This is a genomic window from Neoluteolibacter marinus, assembly GCF_014904755.1.
GTDB classification, from domain to species: domain Bacteria; phylum Verrucomicrobiota; class Verrucomicrobiia; order Verrucomicrobiales; family Akkermansiaceae; genus Haloferula; species Haloferula marina.
This window is the reverse complement of the sequence record NZ_JACZFQ010000022.1, coordinates 62,538-88,060: the sequence shown is the minus strand read 5'-3', so window position 1 is coordinate 88,060 and position 25,523 is coordinate 62,538. Positions and strand designations below refer to the sequence as shown.

Sequence of the window (25,523 nt, the reverse complement as noted above, 5' to 3'; positions counted from 1 at the left end):
GGTGGGAGGCGGAAACGCAGACCACGACGGCGAGGCCGCCGATGTCCAGGCGGCCGACGTGGTGCTGGCAGACGGCGTGGTGGATGTCGAAGCGCTCCGCGGCTTCGGCAATGATCCTCGCGCCTTCCTTCTCCGCGAGGGTGGCGTAAGCCTCGTATTCGAGCGCCTCGACCGCGCGTCCCTGGTGGTGGTTGCGCACCCAGCCTTCGAAAGAGCAGAAGCCGCCGGCCGCGGGGTCGAGCACCCGGTCGCGGAGAGCGACGGGATCGATGGGGTGGGTGACGATCTCGAACATGGTTCAACCTCCGGCGACAGGTGGGATGAAGACGATCTCGTCGCCGTCCGCGAGCAGTTCGTCCCAAGCACAGAAATCACCGTTGCGGGCGGCCCGGAGGCTGTCGATCTCCAGGGGCAGGCGATGACGGAAGCGCAGTTCCTCGTAAAGGCCCGCCGGGGTGCAGGCGAGGGTGGCGACGTGCTCCTGGTCGAGGCCCCGTGCTTCCCGGAGCTTGGCGAAATAAAGGACAGTCACGGACTTTGCCGTCACTCCCCGGGTCAGCTTGGCGAAGCACTCGGCGAGCTCGTGGGGTGTGTTGGCATTGTCGAGCGCAGCGGGGCGGGGGAGTTCCAGGACCTTCGGGCCGAGTGACTCGAGGAAGTGGCGGGCACAGTGCTCGCCGCGCGACAGCGACCCGGCGGCCATCGAAATACCAGATGGCTCGTAGATCGCGCAGAGGGGTTCGGGCCGGCCGTCGATACGGTTGGCGAAGCAGGTCGCCGTGGTTCCGGGTTCGTGACGGTCGATCAGGTGCTGGACGGTGTCCTCGTCGAGCAGGAACAGGTCACAGCCGAGGACCAGGACGGGTTCAGCGGGGCGGGCGGCGTGGATCGCTGCCAGCGCGGCCAGCGGGCCGCCGCCGGGTTCGGCATCGACCACCACCGGCAAGTCGACCGGCGGTGGCGAGTCGTCGCGCATCGAGAGGAAGATTTCCCCACCGCCGAGCTGCGCAAGTTTCACCAGGTGGTCGATCTGCCGGCTTCCGTCCGGCCGCTCGATGAACGCCTTGTCGCGTCCCATGCGCCGGCTCTTTCCGCCGATGAGGATGAGAGTGATCATTTTCAGAGAGGAGAGCCGCCCGGGTTCCGGATCATGCATCGGCCCGGTAGTCGCTCTTGCCGCCGGTCTTCTCGATCAGCCTCACGCCGTGGATCACCATCGCGGGATCGAGCGCCTTGCACATGTCGTAAAAGGTCAGCGCGGCGAGGTTCGCGCCCGTCAGGGCTTCCATTTCCACGCCGGTCTTGCCCGTCGTCTTGCACGTGCAGCGGATCACCGCCTCGTGGCCCGCGAAGGAGGCTTCGAACTTGCAGGAGTCGAGCGGCAGTGGATGGCAGAGCGGGATCAGCGACGAGGTCTGCTTCGCGCCCATCGTCCCGGCGAGAATCGCAGTCTGGAAGACCGGGCCTTTCTTCGAGGCGAAATCACGGCCGTCGAACTGTGCGGCGACGGCGTCGTTCACGGTGACACGGGCTTCGGCGGTGGCGATGCGGACGGTGACATCCTTCGCGGAGACGTCGACCATGGCGGCCTGATTCTGTTCGTTGACGTGGGAAAGGGACACGGGTCAGGAGGAGAACGGGTAGTAGGAAAGTTCGGTGGCGGTGGATGCCGGGGGAACCTCGACGATACCGGTGCAGCCGGCCACCGAAATGAAATCCCCGGAGTTCGAGGGAGCGCGAGCGTGGAACATGCCATCAGGCCCTGGTGTCACGGTCAGCAGCCATGAGAACTTCGGCAAGGCCGCGGGAAGATCGCTCATGCGGACCTTCTGCGGCACATGCTCGCGACCTTCCAGTCGCGCCAGTGCGGGCAGCACGTGGCGGGTGAAGGTGGCCAGCACCGAGACCGGATTCCCCGGCAGGGCGAACACGGCGGGCGGGCCCGGCCAGAAGGCAAGCGGCTTCCCGGGCCGCTGGGCCACGCCGTGAAAGGCGGGTTTGCCGAGCCGCTCTTCCAGCAAGGGGCGGATGAAGTCCTTCTTGCCCTTGGAAATGCCACCGCAGACCAGGAGGAGATCGCTTCCGCCGAGCGCCCGGTCGATCAGCCGGCCGCAGGCGCCGGGTTCGTCCGGGGCGTGGTCGTGGAAGGTGATCTCGTGGCCGCGCCGTCGGAGCAGGGATTCCAGCATCGGACCGTTCGAGCGGCGGATCTGCCAGGGTTCCGGAGTGGCATCGGCGGGGATGGCCTCGTCGCCGGTCGAAAGGATCGCGATCCGGGCGCGGCGGAAGAGACGGAGCTCGGTCTTTCCGATCGACGCCGCGATCGCCACTTCGACTGGCCCAATCAATGCGCCGGCGGGCACGAGGATGCTGCCCGCTTTCGCGTCGCTGCCGGCCGCGTGGACGAACTGGCCTTTCACGAAGTCGCCCGGCCGACCGTTTGCCAAGTCTTCATAGGGAACCACCGTGTCGCAGTTGTCCGGCAGCACAGCTCCGGTCATGATCTCCCAGATCTTTCCCGGTGCGGTCGGTGGTGGATCGCCGGCGGCGTGCAGCCCGGCGGTCAACAGCGGACCCGTGGCGGGGATCCCGTCGGCGGCGAAGGCGATGCCATCCATCATCGCACGCCGGTAGGGCGGGAAGTCGCGGTCGGCGGCCAGCGGCTCGGCCAGGGTGCGCCCGATCGCCGCGGCCAATGGCAGCGTCTCGGTCGTGCCGGGCGGAGCGATCCCGCGGGTCAGCTTGTCCGCCTCGGCAAGTGTCAGCAACCGGTCCACGGCGGGAGGATTCCACGGGCCGCCGGCCTTGGCGAGCGCAACGGTGCCCCGCGCGGTCGTCAAGCTTTCAGACCGCCCGGCAGGATGGCGAGGGCCAGGAAGGCGCAGATCGCCAGCGAGACGCCGACGTAGGCGGGAACGGTCAGGGATTCCTTGAGCAGGAAGAAGCCGAGCGTGTTGGCGATGATGATCGATCCCGCACCGAAGAAGGCGGCGGAGCGGCCGAGCTCCATCGACGAGTAGATGTAAAGCTGGCCAAACACGGCGACCTGGCGGATCACCGTGTAGACGAGGAACCACCACGTGAAGAAGGACGCGAGTTTGAAGCCTTGCGACTTCATCGCCCAGCGGCCGATCAGGTCCGAGGCGGAGAACAGGAGCTGGGCGCCGATGATGAAGGCCGGGGATTTCCAGAAAGGCATCTTGGGCGCTGCGATGCGCGAGACGTGCCAAGCGGTCAAGCCCGCCGCGTTTCATCCGGTGCCTGAGTGCTTTTCATTTCCCGAATCCGCGGGCCGGGGCCATGGTGCCGGGGTGGAAGGACCGGTTGATCAGCTCGGACGCGGCCTCAGGGATCTGCGGATCTCGCTGACGGACCGCTGCAATTTCCGCTGCCGCTATTGCATGCCGGTCGAGGTATTCGGGCCGGGCTACCGCTTCATGCCGCGCGAGGATCTGCTGAGTTTCGAGGAAATCGTGCGCCTGACCCGCGTGCTGGTGCCGATGGGCGTGGGCAAGGTGCGGCTGACCGGCGGCGAGCCCCTGCTGCGGCGGGGGATCGAGGACCTGGTCGCGATGCTGGCGGCCATCGACGGCGTCAAGGACCTGGCGCTGACCACCAACGGGGTGCTGCTGGCACATCATGCCGAAGGCCTGGCGCTGGCCGGCCTGAGCCGGGTGACGGTGAGCCTCGACGCGATGGATCCCGTGATTTTCGCCCGCATGAACGGGGTGGGCGCCAAGGTGGAGCGGGTGCTGGCGGGGATCGCCGCGGCGCAGAACTTCGGGCTCAAGGTGAAGGTGAATGCCGTGATCCAGCGCGGGGTCAACGAGGGAGAGATCCTGCCCCTCGCACGCTGGGCGAAGGAGCGGCGGGTCGACCTGCGATTCATTGAGTACATGGACGTCGGCGAGTCGAACGGCTGGAAGTTGGCCGAAGTGGTGCCGGCGACCGAGTTGCTGGAAATCTTGTCCGGCGAGTTCGATCTCGAGCCACGCGACCCGGCCTATCGGGGGGAGGTCGCCGCGCATTGGCGGCACCGCGACGGGTCCTGCGAGATCGGTGTGATTGCTTCGGTGAGCCGGCCGTTTTGCCGGGACTGCCAGCGCTTGCGGCTTTCCGCGGACGGCAAGCTCTTCACCTGCCTGTTCGCGGCCGAAGGCCACGACGTGCGGGGGATCCTGCGCGGCGGGGGTGACGACCGGATGCTGGGGGCGGCGGTGGCGGGGATCTGGACGTCCCGGAGCGACCGCTATTCCGAGGAGCGGGGTGAAAACACCCGGCCGAAGGCGGAGATGAGTTATCTGGGCGGCTGAAAAGGAGGACGGAAATCCTTCTGGCACTGCGGCCGGAATGCGGGCTAGAACGTGAGGATGAGTTTTCCGCCGATGGGACTGCGGATGAAGATCGCCCTGGCGCTCGGGATCGCGGCGCTGGTGCCCTTGCTGGTGGGGGTGGTGGTGTTGAGGACTTACGGGTTCCATCAACTTCTTGCGACGAAAGGGAGTTTGCACGAAGCCGAGGCGCGGGCCCTGTCTCGATCGCTGGAGAACGCGGTCGAGTCGCAGGCGGGGCACTTCTGGAGCTGGATCGCCGCCGATCCGTCGGTCGGGGATTTTCTGGCGGGCGATCACCCGGGCGCACCCGATTCGCCGTCCGAGATTGCCGAGGTCGAGGCGCGGTGGCCGCAGATGGCGGAAGATGATCCCTTCCTGAGCCCCATCCTGAAGAATCCGGCGGCGGACAGCCTGCGGCGCTTCCAGGCCGGTCATCCCCAGGTAGCGGAGATCCTGGTGACCGATGCCCGCGGACGGGTCGTGGCGTCGACACGCAAAACGAGTGACTACGACCAGTTCGACGAAGCCTGGTGGACCACCGGTGCCACGTTGAATGAAGGCGGCATGTGGACCGACGAGCTCCATCTCGACGAAAGCGCGGATGTTTTCTCCCTCGATCTCGTGACCCCGATCTTCCAGGACAGCCGGCTGCAGGGGGTGGCGAAGCTGGTTTTGGATGTCTCGCCGCTGTTCCTCAACTTGCGGCCGCAAACGAGGGACGAGTCGGCGCGTTTCGAGATCCTGCTGGCGGACGGGCGGATCCTGGCTCGCTCCGGCGGTGGCAAGTTCGACGCCTTGGCCTCGCAGCTCGACGCCGACTCGCTGCTCACGGTCCGTGTCGGACGTTGTGGCTGGACCTTGACGGGCAAGGGCACGCCGCAAGAGCGGATGACGGGTTTCGCGGCGATCCAGTCGCCGGAGATCGACCGGTCGCTGTTCGAACCGGGCGGCTACGTGTTGTATTCGACCCCGAAGGAAGACGTGGTCGCCCCCTTGCGGCGGCAGGTCATGATGATCGGCGCGATCGCGGTGCTGGCGACCGGGGTCTGCAGCTTGGTCGGCTTCACCCTCGTCGACCGCAAGATCCTGGTGCCGATCAAGGTGCTGGGCCGGGCGGCACGGGCCCTCGCCGGCACCGTCCGCCTGCGGAAGGATCACATGCTCTCCGACTCCGAGGCGGAAGCCCGCTTGCGTGCCGCTGCGGAGGACCTGGACCGGATCGAGTCAATCCGGACCGGCGACGAGGTGGAAGACCTGGCGGAGGATTTCGGGATCATGACCTCGCGGGTGATGCGCTATCACCGGGAGCTCGAGGCGGAGGTGAATGCCAAAACCGCGGTGATCCGGGAGGACCTCGAGATGGCCCGGGAATTCCAGACGGCGCTGATGCCCTCGAGCTACCCGGAATTCCCGCAGCGAGAATCCCGCGACCCGCTGCGACTGGGATTCGCCCATTACTACCAGCCTGCTTCCACGGTCGGGGGGGACTTTTTCGACCTGATCGAAATCGATGAGCACCGCACCGGGGTGATGATCGCGGATGTCATGGGCCACGGCGCGCGCTCGGCGTTGGTGACCGCCATCCTGCGCGCGCTGGTCAGCAACCACGTGGCCATGGCCGGAGATCCGGGCAAGTTTCTCGGGATGTTGAACCACGAGCTCCACGAGGTCATCGAGCGCAGCAACCAGACGCTTTTCGTGACCGCTTTCCTGATGGTGGTGGATACGCGGGAGTCGCGCTTGAGCTGGGCGGTCGCAGGCCACCCGGCGCCGCTGCGCGCCCACCGGGGAACCGGCAATCCGCCGAAGTTGATGTGGACCGGGGCCAGGCGGCAGCCCGCGCTGGGGCTGGTGCCGGGGACGGTGTACGACACCACGACCACGTCGGTGCGCGCGGGAGACGTGTTCCTGCTCTTCACCGACGGGGTGGTGGAGGCGGAAGATCCGTCCGGCCGGCAATTCGGGGTCGAGCGCTTGATCCGGACCTTCGACGAGGCGCTCGACGGTCCGCTCGCCGCGATGCCGGCGAAGATCTTCTGCGAGGTGACGGCCCACGGGAAACGCCGCCAGCATGATGATGATATCTGTGTGGTGGCGGTGGAAGTCAGCCCGGGCTCGCGGACCGATGCCGAAAAGGTGGCCCAGGCCCTGACAGGATCCGTTCCAAGCGATGCTTGACTTGTCGGGCGTCCTCGGGCAGTCCCGCCCCATGGCCAAGCTTTCGATCCGCGATCTCGACGTCAACGGCAAGGAAGTCCTCATGCGTGTGGACTTCAACGTTCCCCTTCAGGATGGTGTCATCACCGATGACACGCGCATCCAGGCGGCGGTTCCGTCGATCCAACACCTCATCAAGGGCGGCGCGAAGCTGGTGCTTTGCTCCCACCTCGGCCGGCCGAAGGGGGGACCCGAGGCGAAGTATTCGCTGGCTCCCGCCGCGGCCCGTCTCGGCGAGGTGATCGGCAGCCCCGTGAAACTGGCTCCGGCGACCATCGGTGACGAGGCCTCCGCCCTCCGCGCCGCCCTCCAGCCCGGCGAAGTGCTGTTGCTGGAGAACACCCGCTTCCAGGCCGAGGAAGAGGCCAACGACGCGGATTTCGCCAAGGCGCTTGCCGGCAACGCGGAGATCTACGTGAACGATGCCTTCGGCACCGCGCACCGCGCGCATGCCTCGACCGAAGGCGTGACCCATTTCGTCGCCAAGAGCGCCATGGGCTTCCTGATGGAGCGTGAGTTGGAATACCTCGACGGCAAGTTGCAGGACCCGCAGCGCCCGTTCCTCGTGATCATGGGTGGTGCCAAGGTTTCCGACAAGATCCAGGTGATCACCCGCCTGATGGAGAAGGCCGATGCCTTCCTGATCGGCGGCGCGATGGCCAACACCTTCCGCAAGGCTCAGGGCTACAAGACCGGCAACAGCCGGGTCGAGGCGGACAAGCTCGACCTCGCCCTCGACATCCTCGCCAAGGCCAAGGAGAAGGGCGTCGAGTTCCTGCTGCCGGCGGACACCCGCATCACCCAGGAGTTCAAGGAAGGTGCCGAGACCAAGGTGACCGGCGTCTACGGCGAAGGCGGCGAGACGCCCGACGGCTGGGAAGGGATTGATATCGGTGACGTCGCGATCGGCCAGTTCGTGGCCGAAGTGGCCAAGGCGAAGACCATCATCTGGAACGGTCCGATGGGCGTGTTCGAGATCGACAGCTTCGGCAAGGGCACCAAGGCGGTGGCCGATGCGATGGCCGCCTGCGACGGCGTGACCATCGTCGGCGGGGGTGATTCGGTGACGGCGGTCAACAAATACGGGCTGGATGACAAGATGACTTTCATCTCCACTGGCGGCGGTGCCTCGCTGGAACTCCTTGAAGGAAAAACGCTTCCCGGTGTGGCAGCCCTAACCGATGCCTGAGTTGGCCCGATTCCCGCTGTTCCACTTACACCCGATTGTATTGTCATGATCCGCAAGCCCATTTTTGCCGCCAACTGGAAGATGAACAAGGGGCCCTCGGAGACCGAGGACTTCGCGAAGAGCCTCCTTTCCAAGGTCCAGAACCGCACCTTCCCGTGCGACATCGTGATCGCTCCGCCATTCGTTTCGCTGACGAAGGCCGCCGAGATCCTCGGCAATGTCTCGAGCATCACCCTGGCGGCGCAGAATTGCTCGCAGTTCGACTCCGGCGCTTACACCGGTGAGATCAGCGCGATGATGTTGAAGGAATTCTTCATCCACTACGTGATCATCGGTCACAGCGAGCGGCGCTCGATCTTCGGTGAGACCGACGAGGTCATCAACGCGAAGATCCGCAAGGCCCGCGAGGTGAACCTCAAGCCGATCTTCTGTATCGGTGAGACCTTGGAAGAGCGCGAAGGTGGCCGGCTGGAGAAGGTGTTGCGCACCCAGGTGAGCGAAGGCCTCAAGGGCCTGAGCGAACGCGACCTGCTCGATACGGTGATCGCTTACGAACCCGTATGGGCGATCGGCACCGGTGTCACCGCGACCGCGGAGCAGGCCCAGGACACCCACGCCTTCGTCCGCTCGCTGGTCGCCGAACAGTTCGGTGCCGACAGCGCCGCGAAGATCCGCATCCAGTACGGTGGTTCGGTGAAGCCCGGCAACGCGGCGGAGCTGATGGCCTGCCCGGATATCGACGGTGCCCTCATCGGCGGCGCTTCGCTCGAGCCCCAGAGCTTCCTCGACATCATCGAGAAGGGCGCACCGTAAGGGCCCTGGATTATTCAAAGCGCGGCGGCCATTCCGGCTCGCCGCGCTTTTTTGCGTTCAGCGCAGGTCATCGGGCTTCACGCCCTTTTTGAAGCTGTTGAAGCCGAAGGGTGAGGGCTTGTAGTCGCCGACGGGATCGACATCGAGCTTCTCCGCGACCGGCAGCCCGCAGGCCCAGTAGGCGCTGTTCACCACCAGCTTGCGCAAGCCGGCGCTCTCAAGGTCGGTGGCGGCCCCCATCGTGGTGCAAACGATGTGCTGGACCTTGCCGTCGCCCAGATTGCGCTCACGGACCCAGGCCACCGGCATCATTGGATCGTTCTTCTTCCCCTCCAAGGCGCCATCGTCCGGGCTCATGCCAGCCAGCACCTCGCCGTGGAGGAGCACCTTGGCGTCGTCGGGCAGCTTGGTGACGCCGTAGACATCGGTGGGACCCCATACCTCGCCGACGCCGCGCAGCAGCGGGTGGTCGCGGTTGTCGGCGTCCTTCACACCGCGGGTGCTCTGCTTTCCGTGGTTGCCATGGTGATTGATCCAGGTCTCGCCGAGCACCTGTTTGCCGAATCCGCCGGGCCATTCCTTCGAGTTGAACGACCACGACGCGTAAGGGCTGTTCTTGTTGCGGGTGTAGTTGAAGGCGTGGGTCGAGGTGCGCATGCCGAGCAGGGGTTTGCCCGCTTCGACATAATCGACGAAGTGCTTCATCTTGTCGTCGGGAAGCTCGCGGAAGCGCAGGCCGAGAATCAGGAAGTCGGCGGAGTCGATGGTCTCGATGCCCGGGATGTTGGTCTGCTCGTTGGGGTTGATCTCCCCGGTCTTGGGGTCGATCGGCAGCAGGACGGTGCACTTGAAGCCGTGCTTTTCGGCGAGCAGGCGGCCGAGCATCGGCAGCGACTCTTCGGAGCGGTACTCCTCGTCGCCGCTGATCAGGACGATGTGCTTGCCTTTCCCCGGGCCGTCCTTGCCTTCGAAGACCAGCCATGGATCCGACGCCATGGCGGTTGCGGTGAGGGCAAGGGGAATGAGTGTCTTGAAGGATCGAATCATGCGCGTGTTACCCGGTAGCCAAGCGCCATCTTGCGGGGCGGGCAAGAATCGAACGCGTTTGGAAAAGATCGTTCCGGACCGTCGTCCGGGCCCGGTCCTCCGGCCGCGACCGCCGCTGCTCCGCCGAATGGCCGCCGCACCTGAAATTGGCGCTTGGAACTTCGCCCGCGGGTCCTTCAATCGCCGGCATGGCGAAGGTGCTGGTGGGACTTTCCGGCGGGGTGGACAGCTCCGCCGCCGCGGCCCTGTTGATCGAACAGGGTCACGAGGTCGCCGGTGCCTTCATGAAGAACTGGATCAATGCCGAGGGGCTTCCCGGCGATTGTCCGTGGGAGGCCGATCTCGAGGATGCGCTCGCGGTGGCCCGCAAGCTGGGGATCGAGTTCCGGGTCGTCGACCTGATCGACCAGTACAAGGCGCGCATCGTCGATTACCTCGTCGAGGGCTATCGCAGCGGGATCACGCCCAACCCGGACGTCTGGTGCAACCGCGAGATGAAGTTCGGCGTTTTCCTCGACTACGCCCTCGAGCAGGGCTTCGAGGCGGTCGCGACGGGGCACTATGCTCGCAAACGGACCCTTTCCGACGGACGTCCCGCCATCCTGCGGGGGGCGGATCCGAACAAGGACCAGAGCTACTTCCTCGCGCTGATGACCGAGCATCAGGCGCACCACGCGATGTTTCCGGCCGGCGAACTCCTGAAGCCGGAAGTCCGCGAGGTCGCCCGCCGGCACGCGTTGCCGACCGCGGGAAAAAAAGACAGCCAGGGCATCTGCTTCATCGGTGACATCAAGATGAGCGACTTCATCGGTCACTACATTCCCGACCATCCGGGGGAAATCGTGGACACCACCGGCCGGGTGATGGGGGAGCATCGCGGACTGCATCTTTACACCCTGGGCCAGCGCAAGGGGCACGGGGTGGCGTCGCCGCGGGAAGGCATGGCCTACGTGGTGGTCGCCAAGGATTTGGAGAACAACCGGCTGGTGGTCGGTTGGGATGAAAGCAGCACGCCGGGGCTTTATGCCCGCCGCTGCGTGATCGGCAGCGTCTCGACCATCGGGGTGAACTTCGACAGCCCGCGGCCGGTCGATGCCCAGCCCCGCTACCGGGCGAAGGCGGAGCGGGCCGAGATCCGGCCGCGCGGCGACGGCAAGCTCGACCTTACCTTCCGCTCGCCGCAGCGGGCGATCGCCGCCGGCCAGATCTGCGCGTTCTACGAGGGCGGCCGGTTGCTGGGCGGCGGTGTCTTCGAAGAGGTCGAGGCCCTTGGCGATCCGTTGTGACCGCGCCGCCGGTACAAAAAAAGAAACCGCTGTGCCGTCCGAGGAGCTGTGAGCCACGTTCCAGTTGCTCAACAAGTGGGAGTGCCGATCCTGTTAGGTCGTCCTGAGAAGGCATGACCATGATTTCGGATTCGGTTTGTTCTCCCTGTTCTAATACATCGGTCCGGGCACGCTACCTGTATGGACGAACACAGCAGTCGGGGGAGACTCTAGGCGGGCCGATCCGGCTGGCAATCCCTTTTGCTGGGATTCGCGGGCTTGACGCGTGCGCCATCCTGGCGCTTCCCTGCGGCATCCGGCGCTCCCCGTTGGAAACGTTCCGTCGACCGATGTCCGCCACCCCGCCGAGCCCGGTTTCGCGCCTGTTCCCGGCCAAGGTCATCGGGGTGACCTTGTTGATGGCCGCCGCGGTCGGTTCGGCCTGCGCGTTCTTCCTGTGGAGCCTGGAAGTGATGACCCGCATCCGTTTCGGGCATCCCTGGCTGCTCTACGGGCTGCCGCTGGCCGGCATGGCCGTCGCGTGGATGTATCACCGGCACGGCGCGGATTCGGAAGGGGGCAACAACCTGATTCTCGACCGGATCCACGACCCCGGGGGCGGGGTGCCGCGGCGGATGGCGCCGCTGGTTTTGTTTGGTACCCTGGTGACGCATCTCTTTGGCGGATCGGCCGGTCGCGAGGGGACCGCCGTGCAGATCGGTGGCAGCCTCGCCTCGGCGGCTGCACGGCGCTTCAACCTGGATGCGGATCAGATCCGGATGCTGCTGATGGCCGGTGTCGCGGCGGGTTTCGGCGCGGTTTTCGGGACGCCGTTGGCCGGGGCGGTCTTTGCCGTCGAGGTGGTGGTGATCGGTCGCCCGAAACTCCACGCCCTGCCGCTGTGCCTGGCGGCGTCGTTCGCGGGGGATTGGGTGTGCCGGGCCTGGGGCGTCGGGCACACGCATTACCACATCGACGGCATTGCCGGACCGCTGGGGGCTTTCTACCTCAGTCCGATGCTGCTCGGAAAAGTGGCGCTGGCGGCGGTCGTCTTCGGCCTGGTGAGCCTGTTGTTCTCGGAGACCTGTCATCGTTTGGCAGCGGGTTTCAAACGCTGGATCCCGTGGCCGGTTCTGAGGCCGGCCGCCGGCGGGCTGATGGTGATCGCGTTGTTTTTCATCGTCGGCCGGGCCGATTTCCTGGGACTCGGGGTCTGGTCGCCGGATTTGGACGCGGTTTCGCTGGTGTCGATGTTCAGCGGCTTGCAGGCGGGTCCGTGGGATTGGGCCTGGAAGCTCGTGTTCACGGCGGTCACCGTCAGCTCGGGCTTCAAGGGCGGGGAAGTCACGCCCTTGTTCTTCATTGGTGCCGCCCTCGGAAGCGCGCTGGCTGGCTGGCTGGGAACGCCTCCCGAGTTGTTCGCGGCGCTGGGGTTCGTGGCGGTTTTCGCCGGAGCGACCAACACGCCGGTGGCTTGTGTCCTGATGGGGGTCGAGCTTTTCGGGGCCGGCCACCTCGTTCCGATGGCGATTGCCTGCGGCGTGGCCTTCCTGTGCAGCGGTCACAGCGGCATCTACCTTTCGCAACGCGTTGGCATTCCGAAGCCGGGGCGGAAGGGGACCGGTCCGCTGCGGGGAATGCGCGGCGGCAGGCCGGGATCGCCGGGGCGGCCGGGGTGAACGGGCGCGGAATTCCGGAACGGGGCATTTTCCCCCTTGCTACGGGTCCGGCCCGCGGATTAAACCCCTCGCCACCAAGATCATGGGCCAGCAAACCAAAACTATCGTCAAACGCCGTCGTCGGAAGCTCTACCTCAAGCGCAAGAAGGAACAGGAGAAGCTGGGTGATGTGGTGAAGAAGTCCTCCCCGGCGAAGAAGGCCGCCGCTCCCGCGAAGAAGGCCGCCAAGAAGGCTCCTGCCGCGAAGAAGGCTGCCAAGAAGGCTCCGGCCAAGAAGGCCGCCAAGAAGGTTGAAGAAGTCGAGGAGACCACCGCCGAGGCGCCTGAGGTCACCGAGACCCCGCAGGCCGAAGAGAGCGCCGAGTAATAGCCTCCGGCTGACAGAACTTTTCCCGGGGGCGGGTTGCATTGCGCACCCGCCCCTCTTTGTTTCGCGGGGTGGAGCAATTGCTGATCGTCGACGGGCACAGCGCGATCTTCGGGATCGAGCCGCTGCGGCTGCTCCATCAGGGACCCAAGCGCTACCTTGCCCGCCACGAACTGGTGAAGCTGCTGCGCGACATCGGCGACCGGGGGGAGTGGAAGGTCGTGGTGGTTTTCGATGGCGCCCAGACCGAGCGCGGCTACGAGGGCGGCACGGAGGATGGCATCCTGGTCATCTACTCGCGGGCCCGCGAGACCGCCGATTCGGTGATCGAGCGTCTGGCGGCGAGATTTGTCGAAAAGGGTGACCGCGTCCGCGTGGCCAGCGACGACGGGATGGTCCTGCTCACCGCGACGACCTTCGGCGCGGAGGGCATGCGGATCGCCGAGCTGGAGGCCTGGTGACGGCTATTCCGGGGCCTTCGTCAGCCCCGCGACGATGGTCTCGACGTTGTGCCGGATCATCTGTTCGTAGCTCTCCACCGTCGAGCCGTCGGCGATCAGCGGCTGACCGAGTTGGATGCCGGTGTCCCTGGTGAGTGCCTGCAACATTTTCGGGTTGGACTCCTTTTCGGGAAAGATGGCCGCGACGTGATGGGTGCGGAGTTCGTCCACCAGGGCTGCGAGGGCTTTCGGGTCGGGCATCTGCTCGCGGTTCATGCCCTGGACGGAAAACGCATCGAACCCGTGATCCTTGCAGAAGTAACCGAAGGCGGCATGGGCGGTGGCGAGGTGGCGGCGGTCGCGGGGAATGCGGACGATCTGCTTGCGGGTCCAGCGTTCGAGCTCGTCGAGTTTCGCGCGGTAGGCCGCGGCATTCCTGGCGTAGGTTCCGGCTCCTTCGGGATCGGTTTCTGAAAACAGCTCGGCCGTGATGCTGGTGGCACGGCGGAATAGGTCGATGGAGTGCCACCAGTGGGGATCGACCTCGTGGTGGTGTGCGTGGTCGTGGCCCTCATGGTCACACTCGCCCTCGATCGAAGGCAGGTCCTTGCCGATTTCGACGACCTGCGCCTTGTCGCCGAGGATCCCCCGCAGGGAGTCGAGGTAGGGTTCGAGCCCCATTCCGGAGGCGAGGTAGAGTTTGGCATCGCCGGCCTTCCGCAAATCTTCGGCCGCGGGTTCAAAATGGTGGGGGTCGCCGTTGCGTCCGATCAGGTCGACGACCTCCACACGATCGCCACCGACCTGACGGGCAAGGTCGCCGATCAGCGGATGCAGGCTCGCGACTTTCAATTCCGCTGCGGTGAGCGGGGCGACCAGTAAGAGGAGAAAAGCAAGGGCGGCGACGCGCATGGCGCAACTGTGGCGGGCCATGGCGTTTTTGCAAGTGAACTGCGGTAGGGGTGAACCCAGAGGTGGATTTGGAGGGTTCTCGAGAATTGCTCCCAAGTTATTCACAGTTTCGGTTCATCGTTTGAATGAAGATGAATGTGTTTCGAAGCTTGTTTCAATGGAGGAAGGGAAATGCTGTTGGTGTTCCTTTCGGCGTGTAAAATAAATGCGTTATGAGTTTTGAATGAAAAATAAAAACGAACGATTCATGCGGGCGATCGAATCAATCGTTATTTTTGAACGGAAGATTCAGCTCCTGCAGGGGCTATCGTTGTGAATAAGTCGCTAACAATTCACAACCCGGGGTTTTCAAGCGGGCAGGCGCGCGTTAGACCGCGCGGGTGAGATTGATATTGGCATCGGCATCGCCGCGGAGGCGGGAGCTCTTGGCGGCGGCGGGAGTCGCGTTTGAGGTGATTGCCTCGCCGGCGGAGGAGATTCATGACGCGACGATTCCCTTGGACGAGCTGTGTGAGCGGAACGCGGAGCTGAAGGCGCAGGCGGTGGCGAAGGATCACCCCGGGGCGGTGGTGATCGGCTCGGACACCTTGGTGTGGATCGACGGCGAGCCGTTGGGGAAGCCGCGGGACATGGCGCAGGCGCGGGAGATGCTGGGCAAGCTGGGCGGGCGGGCCCATACGGTGTGCACCGGGGTGTGCGTGGTGTTCCCGGGCGGAAGGATCGAGCGTTTCCACGAGCTGACGGCGGTGCATTTCCGGCCCTTGGACGACGCCGCGATCCGCGAGTACTTTGAGCACGCCGATCCGCTGGACAAGGCGGGGGCCTACGGGATCCAGGAGCGGGGCGACCTGATCGTTGAGCGCATCGAGGGGGCTTTCGACAATGTCATGGGCCTGCCGGTCGCGCGCTTGCTGGCGGTGCTGGAGATGGCCTGAGCCCGCAGTTCTCACTTGGAACTTGGACGTTCCCGGTTTCCATTCATGGCGTGAAAGGGCTGCGGCGTTATCCGCTCATTTTTAATCCGAAGGCGCGCAGCCAGAAGGGCCAGAGGGCCCTGCGCTTCCTGATGTCGCACGCCACCCGCTTCGCGCTCCACGCGACGTCCAGCGCGGAGGAGGCCCGCGAGCTGGCGGCGACTTTCGCCCGCAACGGCGAGCCGGTGGTGATCGCTGCGGGCGGGGACGGCACCCTGAACGCGGTGGTCCAGGGGCTGGCGGGATCGCAGACGGCCCTCGGAGTGCTGCCGGCGGGCACGATGAATGTTTTCGCCCGCGAACTGGGCATTCCCTTCGACAACCTCGACCGGGCCTTCGAGGTCATCGAGGAGGGCAGGATCCAGGAGATCGACCTGTTCGAGGCGAACGGCGTGCCCTTTGTGCAGATGGCCGGGGTCGGCTTTGACGCGATGGTGATCGAGGAGACCACCTGGGAGAGCAAGAAGATGCTGGGTCCGCTGGCCTACCTGCTGTCGGCGGTGAAGGTGCTCGGCGAGTCGCCGCCGCGGATGGAGATCCTGTGCGGCGACGGGCGCCGCGAGGAAGGGGTGGCGGTTCTGGCCGGCAACGGCTCGCTCTACGGCGGGCAGTTCAAGCTTTTCCACAAGGCGGACAACCGCGACAGCATGCTCGACGTGCTGGTGTTCAAGGATGCCGGCTACAAGCTGGTGCTGGACTCCCTGCGCGGCCTCGCGCTCGGCGGGGTGGAGCTCGAGAGTTCCACCGTCAGCTATTTGCAGGCGGCGCGATTGAAGGTAACCGCGGACCGCGAGGTGCCGATCCAGGTCGATGGCGAGCTGGTCGGGCGGGCGCGGGAAGTGAATTTCGGCAACGACGACCCGGGGCGCCTGCGCGTGATCGCGCCCGAAGAGCCGATCGGCAGCCGCTTTGCGGAAGCGGTGAAGGTGATGATGCCGTGGATCAAAAAGAAACCGCTCGAGCAGAAGCTGTGACGGCAGGGGAGAAATCGGGTCGACCGAAGCGCTGGATGAAGCGCACCCTGCTGACGGCGGGTGCCGTGGTCGTGCTGGGCCTCCTGTTCGTGGTCTGGACCAACCTGGCGGCGGTGTTGGCGGGGCGGGGACTTCTTTACAACGAGGTGGACAAGGTCCCGGGCGGACGGGTCGGGCTGGTGTTCGGCACCGACGACCGGATCCAGGGAAAGGAGAACCTCTACTTCCGCTACCGGATCGACGCGGCGGAGGAGCTTTGGAAAGCCGGCAAGCTGCGCTGCGTGATCGTGTCCGGATTCAACAACGAGGAGGATTCCTACAACGAGCCGCGGAAGATGCGCCAGGCGCTGATCGACCGCGGGGTGCCGGGGGATCGGATCGTCTTCGACTTCGCCGGCGTGCGGACCCTCGATTCGGTGGTCCGGGCGAAGAAGGTGTTCGAGGCGGACGAGGTCACCTTCATTTCCCAGAAGTTCCACAACGAGCGAGCGATGTACCTGGCCAAGGCCAACGGGATGAAGGCCTGCGGCTACAATGCCCGGGACGTCGAGGGAAGGGGCGGGCTGAGGACGAAACTGCGCGAGGTGGGGGCACGCGTGTTGATGTGGCTGGACGTCCACGTGCTGGACACCCAGCCGAAGTACCTCGGCGAGCGGGTCGCGTTGCCGCAGTGAGCTCCTCAGCGCGACTTGATCACCCAGGTCTTGGTGATGCTGTCATGCCAGCCGCGGGCATCGCTGCCGAGGAATGAGAAGGGCTCGAAGGGGATGAAGCGGCAGAGGCTGCGCAGGAAGGATTTCCAGAGGCCGATCCGCCCGCCATGGGCGTCCACGACCTTGCAGCCGGTGATGAGCTTGCCAAGGGTGCGGCCGAACAGGCCTTCGGTCAGCGTGTAGTAGCCGATCTGCGTGCCGATGCCAATGAGCGAGGAGAGGGAGTCGAACTGCTGTTCGGTCATCTGGTCGGCGAAAAGAAACGCCAGCACGATGGCGACTACGAAAATGAGGCCGTAGATCGCGACCAAATCGAGAATCAGGTTGAGGAAGCGGGTGCCGCCGCCGGGGGTGACGAAGGCTTCCTCGGCCACCGCGGCCGGAGCTGGCGACCGGGGCGGCGTAAGGATTCTCTTGTTCCATGGAGGGCATGGTATCAGGTGGAACCTGCCCCGATGTAAATCCTGAAAGGCCGTGGCCGGGATGTTAGAACGGGAACTTGCCCTTGAAGCCCTTCATCAGGTCGCCGAGGTCACCCATGCCGCCGCCGCCCATGCCGGGCATGCCGCCGAGGCCGCCCATTTGCTTCATCATTCCCTTCATCTTTTTCGGGGAGCGCATCATCTTGCGCATTTCGCCGAACTGCTTGAGGAGCTGGTTGACCTCGACCAGCTTGGTGCCGGATCCGGCGGCAATGCGCTGGCGGCGGGAGGCCTTGATGATTTCCGGCCGGCGGCGTTCGTCGGGCGTCATCGACAGGACGATCGCTTCGGTGCGCTTCATCCGCTTGGGATCGAAGGCCGCGTCGGGGAGCTGCTTCTTGATCTTGTTGAAGCCGGGCATCAGGCTCATCAGGCCCTTCATGTCGCCCAGCTTCTGGATCATCTTCATCTGGTCGAGGAAGTCGTAGAAGTCGAACTTGCCCTCGGAAAGGCGCTGGATCGACTTCATCGCGTCCTTCTCGTCGATCTTCGAGGCGACCTGCTCGACCATGCTGACGACGTCGCCCATGCCGAGGATGCGGTCGGCCATGCGGCCGGGGTGGAACTCGAACAGCTGGTCGATTTTCTCGCCCTCGCCGACGTACTTGATCGGCTTGCCCGTGACGGCGCGCATCGACAGGGCGGCGCCACCCCGGGCATCGCCGTCGAGCTTGGTGAGGACGATGCCGGTGATGCCGACGGCGTCGTCGAAGTGCTGGGCGACGGAAACCGCCTGCTGGCCGGTGGCGGCGTCGGCGACGAGCAGGGTTTCGCGCGGCTGGACGAACTCGTGCAGGCGCTTGAGCTCCTCGACGAGGCGTTCATCGATCTCCTGGCGGCCGGCGGTGTCGAAGATGATGACACCATGCTTCTGGGTGTCCGCCCAGGCGAGGGCCTCGCGGGCCACCTTGACGACATCGGACTCGCTGGCCTCGGGGGTGTAGACCGGCACGCCGGCCTGCTTGCCGAGGGTGGCCAGCTGGTCGATGGCGGCCGGCCGGTAGAGGTCGATGGCGACCAGCAGCGGCTGCTGGCCCTCGTTTTTCAGCCGCAGGGCGAGCTTGGCGGCGGTGGTCGTCTTGCCGGCGCCGTTGAGGCCGCAAAGCAGGATCCGGGCGGGCGGGGTGAGGTCGAGGCCGACCTGGTCGCCGCCGAGGAGCTCGGCGAGCTCATCGTGGAAGATCTTGACGATCTGCTCGCCGGGTTTGATCGACTTCAGCACCTCGGCGCCCATCGCCTTCTCCTTGATCGCGGCGATGAAGTCCTTGGCGACGCCGAATTCAACGTCGGCTTCGAGCAGGGAGAGGCGGATCTCCCGCAGGGCGTCGGCGATATTGGAGTCCGAGATCTTTCCGACCCCGCGGAGGTTGCGGAAGGTCTTGTCGAGCGAGTCGCTGAGTGCGGAGAACATGGAATTGGAAAACGGGGATTCGGGCGCAGGGCTGCCGGAGCGTGGCGGGCCGCCTCAGTCCGCCGGGACGTAGGAGGCCTCGGGGTCGATGCGGAACGACCAGCGGAGGGGAACTTCGGGAGGCTTGCCCTTGCTGTCCAGCCAGGACACGGCGACCTGGCATACGGGGGCGCGGAGGCGACGGTTGACGGTCCACGAGATCGCCTTGGTCCCGGTGTCGAAAGTCGCGGGCACCACGCCGAAGCCACCGACTTTCATGACCAGCGACTTCTCGTCGATGTCCTCGACGGAGGAGAGGTCGGCGGAAATCTCAGGCAGCCGGGTGCCGACGATCATCCCCGGCTCCGGCTTGACCGGGTAGGGGGTGGTCTGGGGGGCGAGGGGCAGCGCGCCCGGGGCCGCGACGGCGAGTTCGTTGAAGCCGGTGGCGAGTTCGAAGACCCGGTCGTGGGTGCCGAGAATGATGTAGCGGGGCAGGGTGAAATCCTCGCTGGAGCGGCGGACCTTGCCGGGCAGCACGGTGAAAAGCTGCTGGTAGCCGAATTCCGCGGCGAGCGGGTCCATTTCCGCGGTGTGGATGCCGCCCGGGTAGGCGTAGGTGGTGACGCGGGCGCCGAATTTCGATTCGAGGAAGCGCTTGGACTCACCCATCTCGAGGCGCAGGAATTTCTCGTAGGCCTCCGGACCCTTGCTGCGCGGGCCGCTCGGGTAGGAATGGCTGACGGAGTGGCTGCCGATGGTGGCACCATTCTCCTGCATCTCCTTGATCATGGCCGAGGTCAGCGCCTTGCCGCCGCCATCGACGTAGTTCTTGTAGAGGAAGATGGTGAAGGGGAAGCCGTACTCCTTGAGGATCGGGTAGGCGTCCGTGTAGGTCGCCTTCCAGCCGTCGTCGATGGTGATGACGATGCTCTTGTCGGCGATATCCTTTTCGCCCCGCTTCCAGGCCTGGAAATCGGCCATCGACACCACCGGCAGGCCGGCGTCCTTGATCGCCTGCATCTGGGTGCGGAACTTCGAGGTGCGGATGACCATCTCGGTCTCCGGGGCGGTTTCCGAGAAATCGTGGTAGCCGAGCACCGACACCCGGACGCCGTCGTCGGACGGTGCCGGGGCAGCCGGCTCCTCCGCGTGGAGCGGGAGCAACAGGGCGAGGAGAAAGGCGCGCTTCATGGGGCTGCGGGAATTTAGCCGATCCTCGCCGCGAGCGAAGCGAGAAAAGCCGGAATCGCGGTCGTGCCCGGTCGCCGCGGGTTGTCCCCGCTTTGGGGACTATGCCATTCCGGCCATCCGGGCAGTATGCACTTCAATCGCGGATCCCCGGAATCTCCGGGGAACGGTCCTCCCCCAAAGGGGCCGATCCGCGGCCGAAACCCATTCCGGGACCGGGCCTCTCCGCTCCTCCCGCCCCTTGATCCGACTCACCATGAGCATTGGCTAAAAAACCCACCATGAAATCGAACGATAAACTCCCATCCTCCGGAGTCCGCCTGAGAAACCTCGCGCTCGCCACGGCGGCGGTGCTTGCTTCCGGGACTTCCGTCCGGGCCGATCTCGTCGGCCACTGGTTCTCCGGCGACGAAAACTTGAGTGATACCTCCGGGTTCACCGCCCCGGGCACCCATGACGGCGTGGCCGTCGGTGGCAATGCCGGATTGCTCGCCTTCAGCTCCGATTTGCCGCCGGGCTTCACCGGCGGGATGTCGCTGGACCTGACGGCCGGCAATGTCGCGGTGCAGATCGACAACAGTGCCAACACCGACGCGGGCTACCTTAACACCTTCGACGAAGGCGTCGGCAGCGCGCTGACAGTGGCCTTCTGGGCCAAGGGCTTCCCGGGCAACTGGGCACCCTGGGTGTCGAAACGGGGAGAAGACAACATCGGCTGGCAGGTCCGGCGCATGGGCGGCGACCCGATTGCCGGCTTCACCGTTCGTGGCCTGAATGATGCCGACGGCTGGGGCAGCACCATCAACGTCAACGACAATCCCCCGGTCTGGCATCACTTCACGGCGGTCTGGGACCAGGCCGATGGAAGCCGGACGCTCTATGTCGACGGCGAGCTCTCCCACGTGATCTACAATCCGCTCGAGCAAACGATGGCGCTCGCACCCGGCAAGCATCTGGCGCTGGGTGGCCGGCAGGGTGGGGCCGCAGATTTCGACTCGTATTTCTCCGGGCTCTTGTTTGACGTCCGGATCTTCAACAGCGCGCTCTCGCAGGAGGACGTCTACGATTTGATCCCCCAGTTGGCCCCGGAAGGGCTGACGGCGACGCCCGGACTCCAGAAGGTCAACCTGACCTGGTCGCCGTCGGCCGGCGCCACCGAGTACACGGTGTGGACCAAGAACACCGTGACCGACGAGGAGACCACCGATGTGGTGCTGGAGCCGCCGTTCCTGAAAACCGGCCTCACCAATGGCGTGCCCTACCTCTTCAAGGTCCTGGGAAGCAACGGCGGTGGCAGCGGTCCCTATTCGGCCGAGGTCGGCGCGACCCCGGCCGCGGGCACGGCGAAGGACATTGTCTATTTTGAATTCTTCGACTTCGGCCCGGCCAAGATCGAGGGAACCGGGATCACCAAGTACGTGCCGCTGGGCACGGACGTGACCGATCTCTTCGTCGTTTACGACGTGTCTCCCTTCGCGACCGAGGATTTCGATCATCCGTCGTGGGATTCCCGCGATTTCACCACCCCGCAGACCTACACCATCACGGCGGAGGACGGCAGCACCAAGGACTTCACCGTGACGGTCCTGTTCTCGGACCCGATCGTCTACGATTTCGATAGCGGCCTGCAGGACTGGACCCAGATCTGGCCGGTGCCCGGCGACCTCTGGGAAAACGGGGGGCTTGGCACGCCGGAAGGTCCGTCCGCGGACGGGGCGGAAACCCGCTTCGGGCGTTCGCCGGACTTTTTCCTGGACCCGTCGGGGCCTCTCAGTTTCCAGCTGGCCGGCGGCCAGGGCGCGCTCGAACAGCCCGGCGTCGGGCCGTCGGACATCCCCCAGATCGCGGCCAGCGACAACGGCTTCTCGGGCGTCGCGCTGCGCGACGTGGAATCCAACACCTATGTCCTGAGCCGGCGCCGGACCGGCAACGGTCCCGGCTACGTCACCCATAGTTTCAGCGAGGAGGAGCTCGCCCCGTTCATCATCGAGGGCAAGCGCTACACGCTGGATTTCATCGACTACAACAAGGGTGGCTGGGGCTGGGCCCGTCTCGACAACGTCTCGATCCCGGGCGAACTCGCGCCGGTGATCCCGCCGACTCCCGAGGCGAAGATCACCAGCTTCAGCCACCAGGGCGCAGCCATCATCTCCGGCACCAACATTACCCTGCCCGCCTTGCCCTTCGGTTCGTCGGTGACGGCCCTTGCTCCGACCTACACCCTGAGCGCCGGCGCGACCTGCGACAAGCCGTCCGGCAGCATCCAGGACTTCACCAATCCGGTGACCTACACGGTCACTTCCTCGGACCTGCTGGTGGTCGAGGTCTACACCGTGTCGGTGTCGGTCCTGCCCGATCCTGCGACCGCGCTGGTCGGTCATTGGGTTTCCGGCAACGAGAACCTCGCCGATGAGTCGGGCTACACCGTCGCCGGCACGCACGACGGCGTTGCGGTGGGCGGCAATGCCGGCCTGCTCGCCTATTCGACCGATGTTCCGGCCGGTTTCAGCGGCAAGTCGCTGGACCTTTCGGCGGGGAATGTTGCCGTGATGATCGAGAACAGTTCCACCAGCGATCCCTCCTACCTCAACACCTTCGACGATACGATCCGCAGCCAGATCACCGTGGCCTTCTGGGCCAAGGGATTCCCGGGTGAATGGTCACCCTGGGTTGCCAAGGGCGGCGAGGGCGGCATCGGATGGCAGGTCCGCCGGGTGGCGCTCGATCCGGTCGCCGGCTTCACCGTACGCGGCCTCGGCAACGAGGATCATCGTGGCAGCACCGTCAATGTTGACGACACGGAGTGGCACCACTTCGCCGGCGTGTGGGACGAGACCACGGGCGTCCGCTCGCTCTATGTCGACGGCGTGCTTTCCCATGACGTCAACACCCTGGGCGACGTGATGAACTTGGCGACCGGCCAACATCTGGTGCTGGGCGGACGGCAGACCGACGGCGTGAACTACAGCAACTACTTCGCCGGCAAGCTCTTCGATGTCCGGATCTACAAGCAGAAGCTCTTCGCCGGCGAAGTGCAGGCGCTCACGATCCCGACCGGGCTGTATTCGACGTGGGTCAACACCAACTACCCGGGCCTTGCCGACAAGAGCCCTGGGGCCGACCCGGATGGGGACGGGATGACCAACGAGGACGAGTTTGCCTTCGGTCTCGATCCGGGGAATCCCGGTTCGGTGAATCCGATCGTGATCCTGCCCGATGCGGCGACCGGCGAATTCAGCTACCAGCGCCTCCATCCCGATCTGAGCGGGCTCACTTGCACCATCATGGTTTCCACCAATCTCATCGACTGGGACCCAGACCTTGCGGCGACCGCGGGGCAGTCCGTGTCGGCCACCAATGGCGACGTGCAGACCATGTCCGCCACCCTCAGCGCCGCGCCACCCGGGTCGACGAAACTCTTTGTCAGGGTAATTGCGGAATAAATCGGGTTGAAGGATCCACATCGGATCCGGAAAGCATGGGCAGGGGGACTTGGTCTCCCTGCCTTTTGCTTTCATCTGCCGTCGAATTTTCGCGGGTGATCACATCCGCAGCCATGGCCACAACCGTTGCCGCGGGTGCGTCCGGCGGTCGCGCGGCGGATCAGGAAAGCGATCGCCAGCAGGACGATGGCCGCGACGGCCCATGGTTGCCAGTCGTTCATGTCAGAGGAACATCGAGCTGATGTGGAAGACTGCAAATGCCGCGAGCCAGGCGAAGACGCTCATGAAAACGAACTGGCCGGCGGCCCATTTGAAGGACCCCGCCTCGCGGGCGACCACCGCGGAGGTGGGCAGGCACTGCAGGGCGTAGATGTAGAAGACGATCAGGCCGAGCAGCGCCGGCAGGGTGAACATCTTGCGGCCGTCCGGCCAGGTGGCGGCGGACAGGGCCGATTGCAGGCGGTTGAGGGTCTCCTCGTCGTCATCGCTTTCCTCGACGTGGAACAGCTGGGTCATCGAACCCACGAAGGCCTCGCGGGCGGCGAAGGAGGTCAGGATGGCCGTTCCGGTGCGGCCGTCGACGCCCAGCGGCTTGACCAGCGGCTCGACCACGTCGCCGATCCGGCCCATCGCGCTGTGGGCGAGCTGCTCGCCGGGATCTTCCGACTTGCTTTTCGGATAGGTGCTGAGCGCCCACAGCAGGATGAAAATCGCCAGCAGGATGGTGCCGGCATTCTTGAGGAAGGCGCCGGCCCGGCCGATCACGTGGCGCAGGATGTAACTCCACTGGGGCGCCCGGTAGGGCGGCAGCTCGAGCAGGAAATGGGACGGCGTGGCATCCTCGCCCAGGCGCCCGCGGAGAATCCGCGCGACGATCAAGGCGGTCACGGTTCCGGTCAGGTAGATGACCGAGAAAATCAGCGCCTGCTGGAGTCCGGACATCCCCACCAGCAGCAGCGGCACGAGCGTCAGATAGACGGGCAGGCGGGCCGAGCAGCTCATCCACGGTGCCACGAAGATCGTGACCAGCCGTTCTTTCGCGGAGTCGATGGTGCGGGTGGCCATGACTCCGGGGATGGCGCAGGCGTAGGAGCTGAGCAGGGGCAGGAAGGCTTTCCCGCTGAGACCCGCCTTGGCCATCACGCCGTCCATGAGGAAGGCGGCCCGGGCGAGGTAACCGGAGCTTTCAAGGAGCCCGATGAAGAAAAACAGCAGCACGATCTGGGGCAGGAACACCAGCACCCCTTCGCCGATGCCGGTGACAATGCCGTCGGCGAGCAGCGAGCGGAAGTCGCCTTCGCTCATCGAGGCGTTGACCCAGTCGCGCACTGCGCCCGTGCCGTCCTCAATCCAGCCCATCGGGATCCCGGCGACCGAGAAAATGGTCCAGAAGATGCCGATCATGATCGCGGCAAAGGCGACCCAACCCCAGAACGGATGAAGCAGCCAGGCGTCGAGCTTGTCGGAAAGGGTGCTGCTGTGGGTGTCGGGTCGGCGGGCCGCGACCTCGCAGATCTGCAGGACACGGCCCTGGCGGTTCTCCGGAGTCCAGGTGGTGGCGGCAGGATGGGGGAAAGGGTGACGGATCGCCTGTTTCAGCTCGACGATGCCCTTGTTGGCGTTCGCTTGGATCGGCACCACCGGCACGCCGCCGAGTTCCTCGGAGAGCTTCTGCGGGTCGAGGCGCAGACCCGCACTTTCCGCGACGTCGATCATGTTCAGGGCGATCACCACCGGCAGGCCGAGTTCGATCACCTGAAGCGCGAGCACCAGATGGCGTTCCAGATTCGAGGCGTCCAGGACGCAGATCACCAGGTCCGGCCGCGCTTCGCCGTCGATTTCACCGTGCAAGGCCTGCCGTGCGATCTGCTGGTCGGGGCTGCCACCGTCGAGCGAGTAACAGCCGGGCAGGTCGACGACGCGCAGCTTGCGCCCGTGGGGCGTGAAGAATTCACCGCTTTTCCGTTCCACCGTCACGCCGGCATAGTTGCCGGTGCGCTGGCTGGAGCCCGTCAGGGCGTTGAAAAGCGTGGTTTTGCCGGCATTGGGGTTGCCGGCCAGGGCGACCGTCTCAAGCACGTCGGACATCGGGA

The 25,523-nt window shown here is 65.4% G+C and carries 24 protein-coding genes; 12 read left to right on the top strand and 12 right to left on the bottom strand.

Features of this window, described 5'->3' with window-relative positions; all coding sequences use genetic code 11:
* From IG178_RS06250 to IG178_RS06230, 5 genes are all read right to left on the bottom strand, one after another.
* A partial coding sequence (locus IG178_RS06250) for a molybdenum cofactor biosynthesis protein MoaE (RefSeq protein WP_193211666.1) occupies window positions 1–295 on the bottom strand: 295 nt, incomplete at its 3' end.
* A 3-nt stretch (window positions 296–298) separates the two neighbouring features.
* Window positions 299–1,117: an NTP transferase domain-containing protein gene (locus tag IG178_RS25390; RefSeq protein ID WP_226894977.1), complete on the bottom strand. Its 819-nt coding sequence runs from the start codon at window positions 1,115–1,117 to the stop codon at window positions 299–301.
* 31 nt (window positions 1,118–1,148) lie between these two features.
* Window positions 1,149–1,622 (bottom strand): cyclic pyranopterin monophosphate synthase MoaC, encoded by a 474-nt coding sequence (gene moaC, locus IG178_RS06240; protein WP_193211665.1) that lies wholly within the window; start codon window positions 1,620–1,622, stop codon window positions 1,149–1,151.
* A 3-nt stretch (window positions 1,623–1,625) separates the two neighbouring features.
* Window positions 1,626–2,777: a molybdopterin-binding protein gene (locus IG178_RS06235; RefSeq protein ID WP_193211664.1), complete on the bottom strand. Its 1,152-nt coding sequence runs from the start codon at window positions 2,775–2,777 to the stop codon at window positions 1,626–1,628.
* A gap of 59 nt (window positions 2,778–2,836) precedes the next feature.
* Complete coding sequence (locus IG178_RS06230; protein WP_193211663.1) at window positions 2,837–3,199, bottom strand: hypothetical protein; 363 nt, start codon at window positions 3,197–3,199, stop codon at window positions 2,837–2,839.
* Between the two features lie 112 nt (window positions 3,200–3,311).
* On the opposite strand from IG178_RS06230, the gene moaA reads away from it, so the two are divergent.
* From moaA to tpiA, 4 genes are read left to right on the top strand one after another with little or no spacing between them, the layout of a single operon-like run.
* Window positions 3,312–4,313, top strand: coding sequence for a GTP 3',8-cyclase MoaA (gene moaA / locus IG178_RS06225; protein WP_343225934.1), 1,002 nt, complete (start codon window positions 3,312–3,314; stop codon window positions 4,311–4,313).
* Window positions 4,314–4,370: 57 nt separating this feature from the next.
* The gene (locus tag IG178_RS06220; protein ID WP_193211661.1) at window positions 4,371–6,512 is read left to right on the top strand and encodes a SpoIIE family protein phosphatase; all 2,142 of its coding nucleotides are present in this window, start codon (window positions 4,371–4,373) and stop codon (window positions 6,510–6,512) included.
* A gap of 31 nt (window positions 6,513–6,543) precedes the next feature.
* Entirely contained in the window at window positions 6,544–7,740 is a 1,197-nt protein-coding gene (locus IG178_RS06215) for a phosphoglycerate kinase (protein ID WP_193211660.1), read from the top strand.
* A 45-nt stretch (window positions 7,741–7,785) separates the two neighbouring features.
* A complete protein-coding gene (gene tpiA, locus IG178_RS06210; protein WP_193211659.1) occupies window positions 7,786–8,553 on the top strand; it encodes a triose-phosphate isomerase in 768 nt (255 codons plus the stop codon).
* A gap of 57 nt (window positions 8,554–8,610) precedes the next feature.
* Here tpiA and IG178_RS06205 read toward each other — a convergent pair whose 3' ends face one another.
* Window positions 8,611–9,600: a ThuA domain-containing protein gene (locus tag IG178_RS06205; protein WP_193211658.1), complete on the bottom strand. Its 990-nt coding sequence runs from the start codon at window positions 9,598–9,600 to the stop codon at window positions 8,611–8,613.
* Window positions 9,601–9,788: 188 nt separating this feature from the next.
* Between IG178_RS06205 and mnmA the strand changes: the two genes are divergently transcribed.
* The 4 genes from mnmA (at window position 9,789) to IG178_RS06185 (ending at window position 13,372) form a co-directional block, all read left to right on the top strand.
* Entirely contained in the window at window positions 9,789–10,886 is a 1,098-nt protein-coding gene (gene mnmA, locus IG178_RS06200; protein WP_193211657.1) for a tRNA 2-thiouridine(34) synthase MnmA, read from the top strand.
* A gap of 329 nt (window positions 10,887–11,215) precedes the next feature.
* Window positions 11,216–12,544, top strand: coding sequence for a voltage-gated chloride channel family protein (locus tag IG178_RS06195; protein ID WP_193211656.1), 1,329 nt, complete (start codon window positions 11,216–11,218; stop codon window positions 12,542–12,544).
* Between the two features lie 82 nt (window positions 12,545–12,626).
* Window positions 12,627–12,911, top strand: coding sequence for a hypothetical protein (locus tag IG178_RS06190; RefSeq protein WP_193211655.1), 285 nt, complete (start codon window positions 12,627–12,629; stop codon window positions 12,909–12,911).
* A 71-nt stretch (window positions 12,912–12,982) separates the two neighbouring features.
* On the top strand, window positions 12,983–13,372 hold the full coding sequence (locus IG178_RS06185) for an NYN domain-containing protein (RefSeq protein WP_193211654.1): 390 nt from the start codon (window positions 12,983–12,985) through the stop codon (window positions 13,370–13,372).
* 3 nt (window positions 13,373–13,375) lie between these two features.
* Here IG178_RS06185 and IG178_RS06180 read toward each other — a convergent pair whose 3' ends face one another.
* Entirely contained in the window at window positions 13,376–14,284 is a 909-nt protein-coding gene (locus tag IG178_RS06180) for a metal ABC transporter solute-binding protein, Zn/Mn family (RefSeq protein WP_193211653.1), read from the bottom strand.
* A gap of 359 nt (window positions 14,285–14,643) precedes the next feature.
* Between IG178_RS06180 and IG178_RS06175 the strand changes: the two genes are divergently transcribed.
* The 3 genes from IG178_RS06175 to IG178_RS06165 are packed head-to-tail and all read left to right on the top strand — an operon-like array spanning window position 14,644 to window position 16,885.
* On the top strand, window positions 14,644–15,198 hold the full coding sequence (locus IG178_RS06175) for a Maf family nucleotide pyrophosphatase (protein ID WP_193211652.1): 555 nt from the start codon (window positions 14,644–14,646) through the stop codon (window positions 15,196–15,198).
* 50 nt (window positions 15,199–15,248) lie between these two features.
* Window positions 15,249–16,211 (top strand): diacylglycerol/lipid kinase family protein, encoded by a 963-nt coding sequence (locus tag IG178_RS06170; RefSeq protein ID WP_343225933.1) that lies wholly within the window; start codon window positions 15,249–15,251, stop codon window positions 16,209–16,211.
* Between the two features lie 35 nt (window positions 16,212–16,246).
* Window positions 16,247–16,885: a SanA/YdcF family protein gene (locus tag IG178_RS06165; RefSeq protein ID WP_193211651.1), complete on the top strand. Its 639-nt coding sequence runs from the start codon at window positions 16,247–16,249 to the stop codon at window positions 16,883–16,885.
* Window positions 16,886–16,890: 5 nt separating this feature from the next.
* On the opposite strand, the gene IG178_RS06160 is transcribed toward IG178_RS06165, so the two are convergent.
* The 3 genes from IG178_RS06160 to IG178_RS06150 all read right to left on the bottom strand — a co-directional run bounded on the left by IG178_RS06160 (window position 16,891) and on the right by IG178_RS06150 (window position 19,990).
* On the bottom strand, window positions 16,891–17,298 hold the full coding sequence (locus IG178_RS06160) for an RDD family protein (protein ID WP_193211650.1): 408 nt from the start codon (window positions 17,296–17,298) through the stop codon (window positions 16,891–16,893).
* Between the two features lie 112 nt (window positions 17,299–17,410).
* The gene (gene ffh / locus IG178_RS06155; protein ID WP_193211649.1) at window positions 17,411–18,817 is read right to left on the bottom strand and encodes a signal recognition particle protein; all 1,407 of its coding nucleotides are present in this window, start codon (window positions 18,815–18,817) and stop codon (window positions 17,411–17,413) included.
* Window positions 18,818–18,871: 54 nt separating this feature from the next.
* The gene (locus tag IG178_RS06150; protein WP_193211648.1) at window positions 18,872–19,990 is read right to left on the bottom strand and encodes a polysaccharide deacetylase family protein; all 1,119 of its coding nucleotides are present in this window, start codon (window positions 19,988–19,990) and stop codon (window positions 18,872–18,874) included.
* A 278-nt stretch (window positions 19,991–20,268) separates the two neighbouring features.
* Here IG178_RS06150 and IG178_RS06145 point away from each other — a divergent pair, with 278 nt between their 5' ends.
* On the top strand, window positions 20,269–23,430 hold the full coding sequence (locus tag IG178_RS06145) for a LamG-like jellyroll fold domain-containing protein (RefSeq protein ID WP_193211647.1): 3,162 nt from the start codon (window positions 20,269–20,271) through the stop codon (window positions 23,428–23,430).
* Window positions 23,431–23,501: 71 nt separating this feature from the next.
* Here IG178_RS06145 and IG178_RS06140 read toward each other — a convergent pair whose 3' ends face one another.
* Entirely contained in the window at window positions 23,502–23,651 is a 150-nt protein-coding gene (locus tag IG178_RS06140) for a FeoB-associated Cys-rich membrane protein (RefSeq protein ID WP_193211646.1), read from the bottom strand.
* A gap of 1 nt (window position 23,652) precedes the next feature.
* Window positions 23,653–25,518 carry a ferrous iron transporter B gene (gene feoB, locus IG178_RS06135; protein WP_193211645.1) on the bottom strand — a complete coding sequence of 622 codons (1,866 nt, stop codon included), beginning with the start codon at window positions 25,516–25,518 and terminating at the stop codon, window positions 23,653–23,655.
* Window positions 25,519–25,523 lie beyond the last annotated feature (5 nt).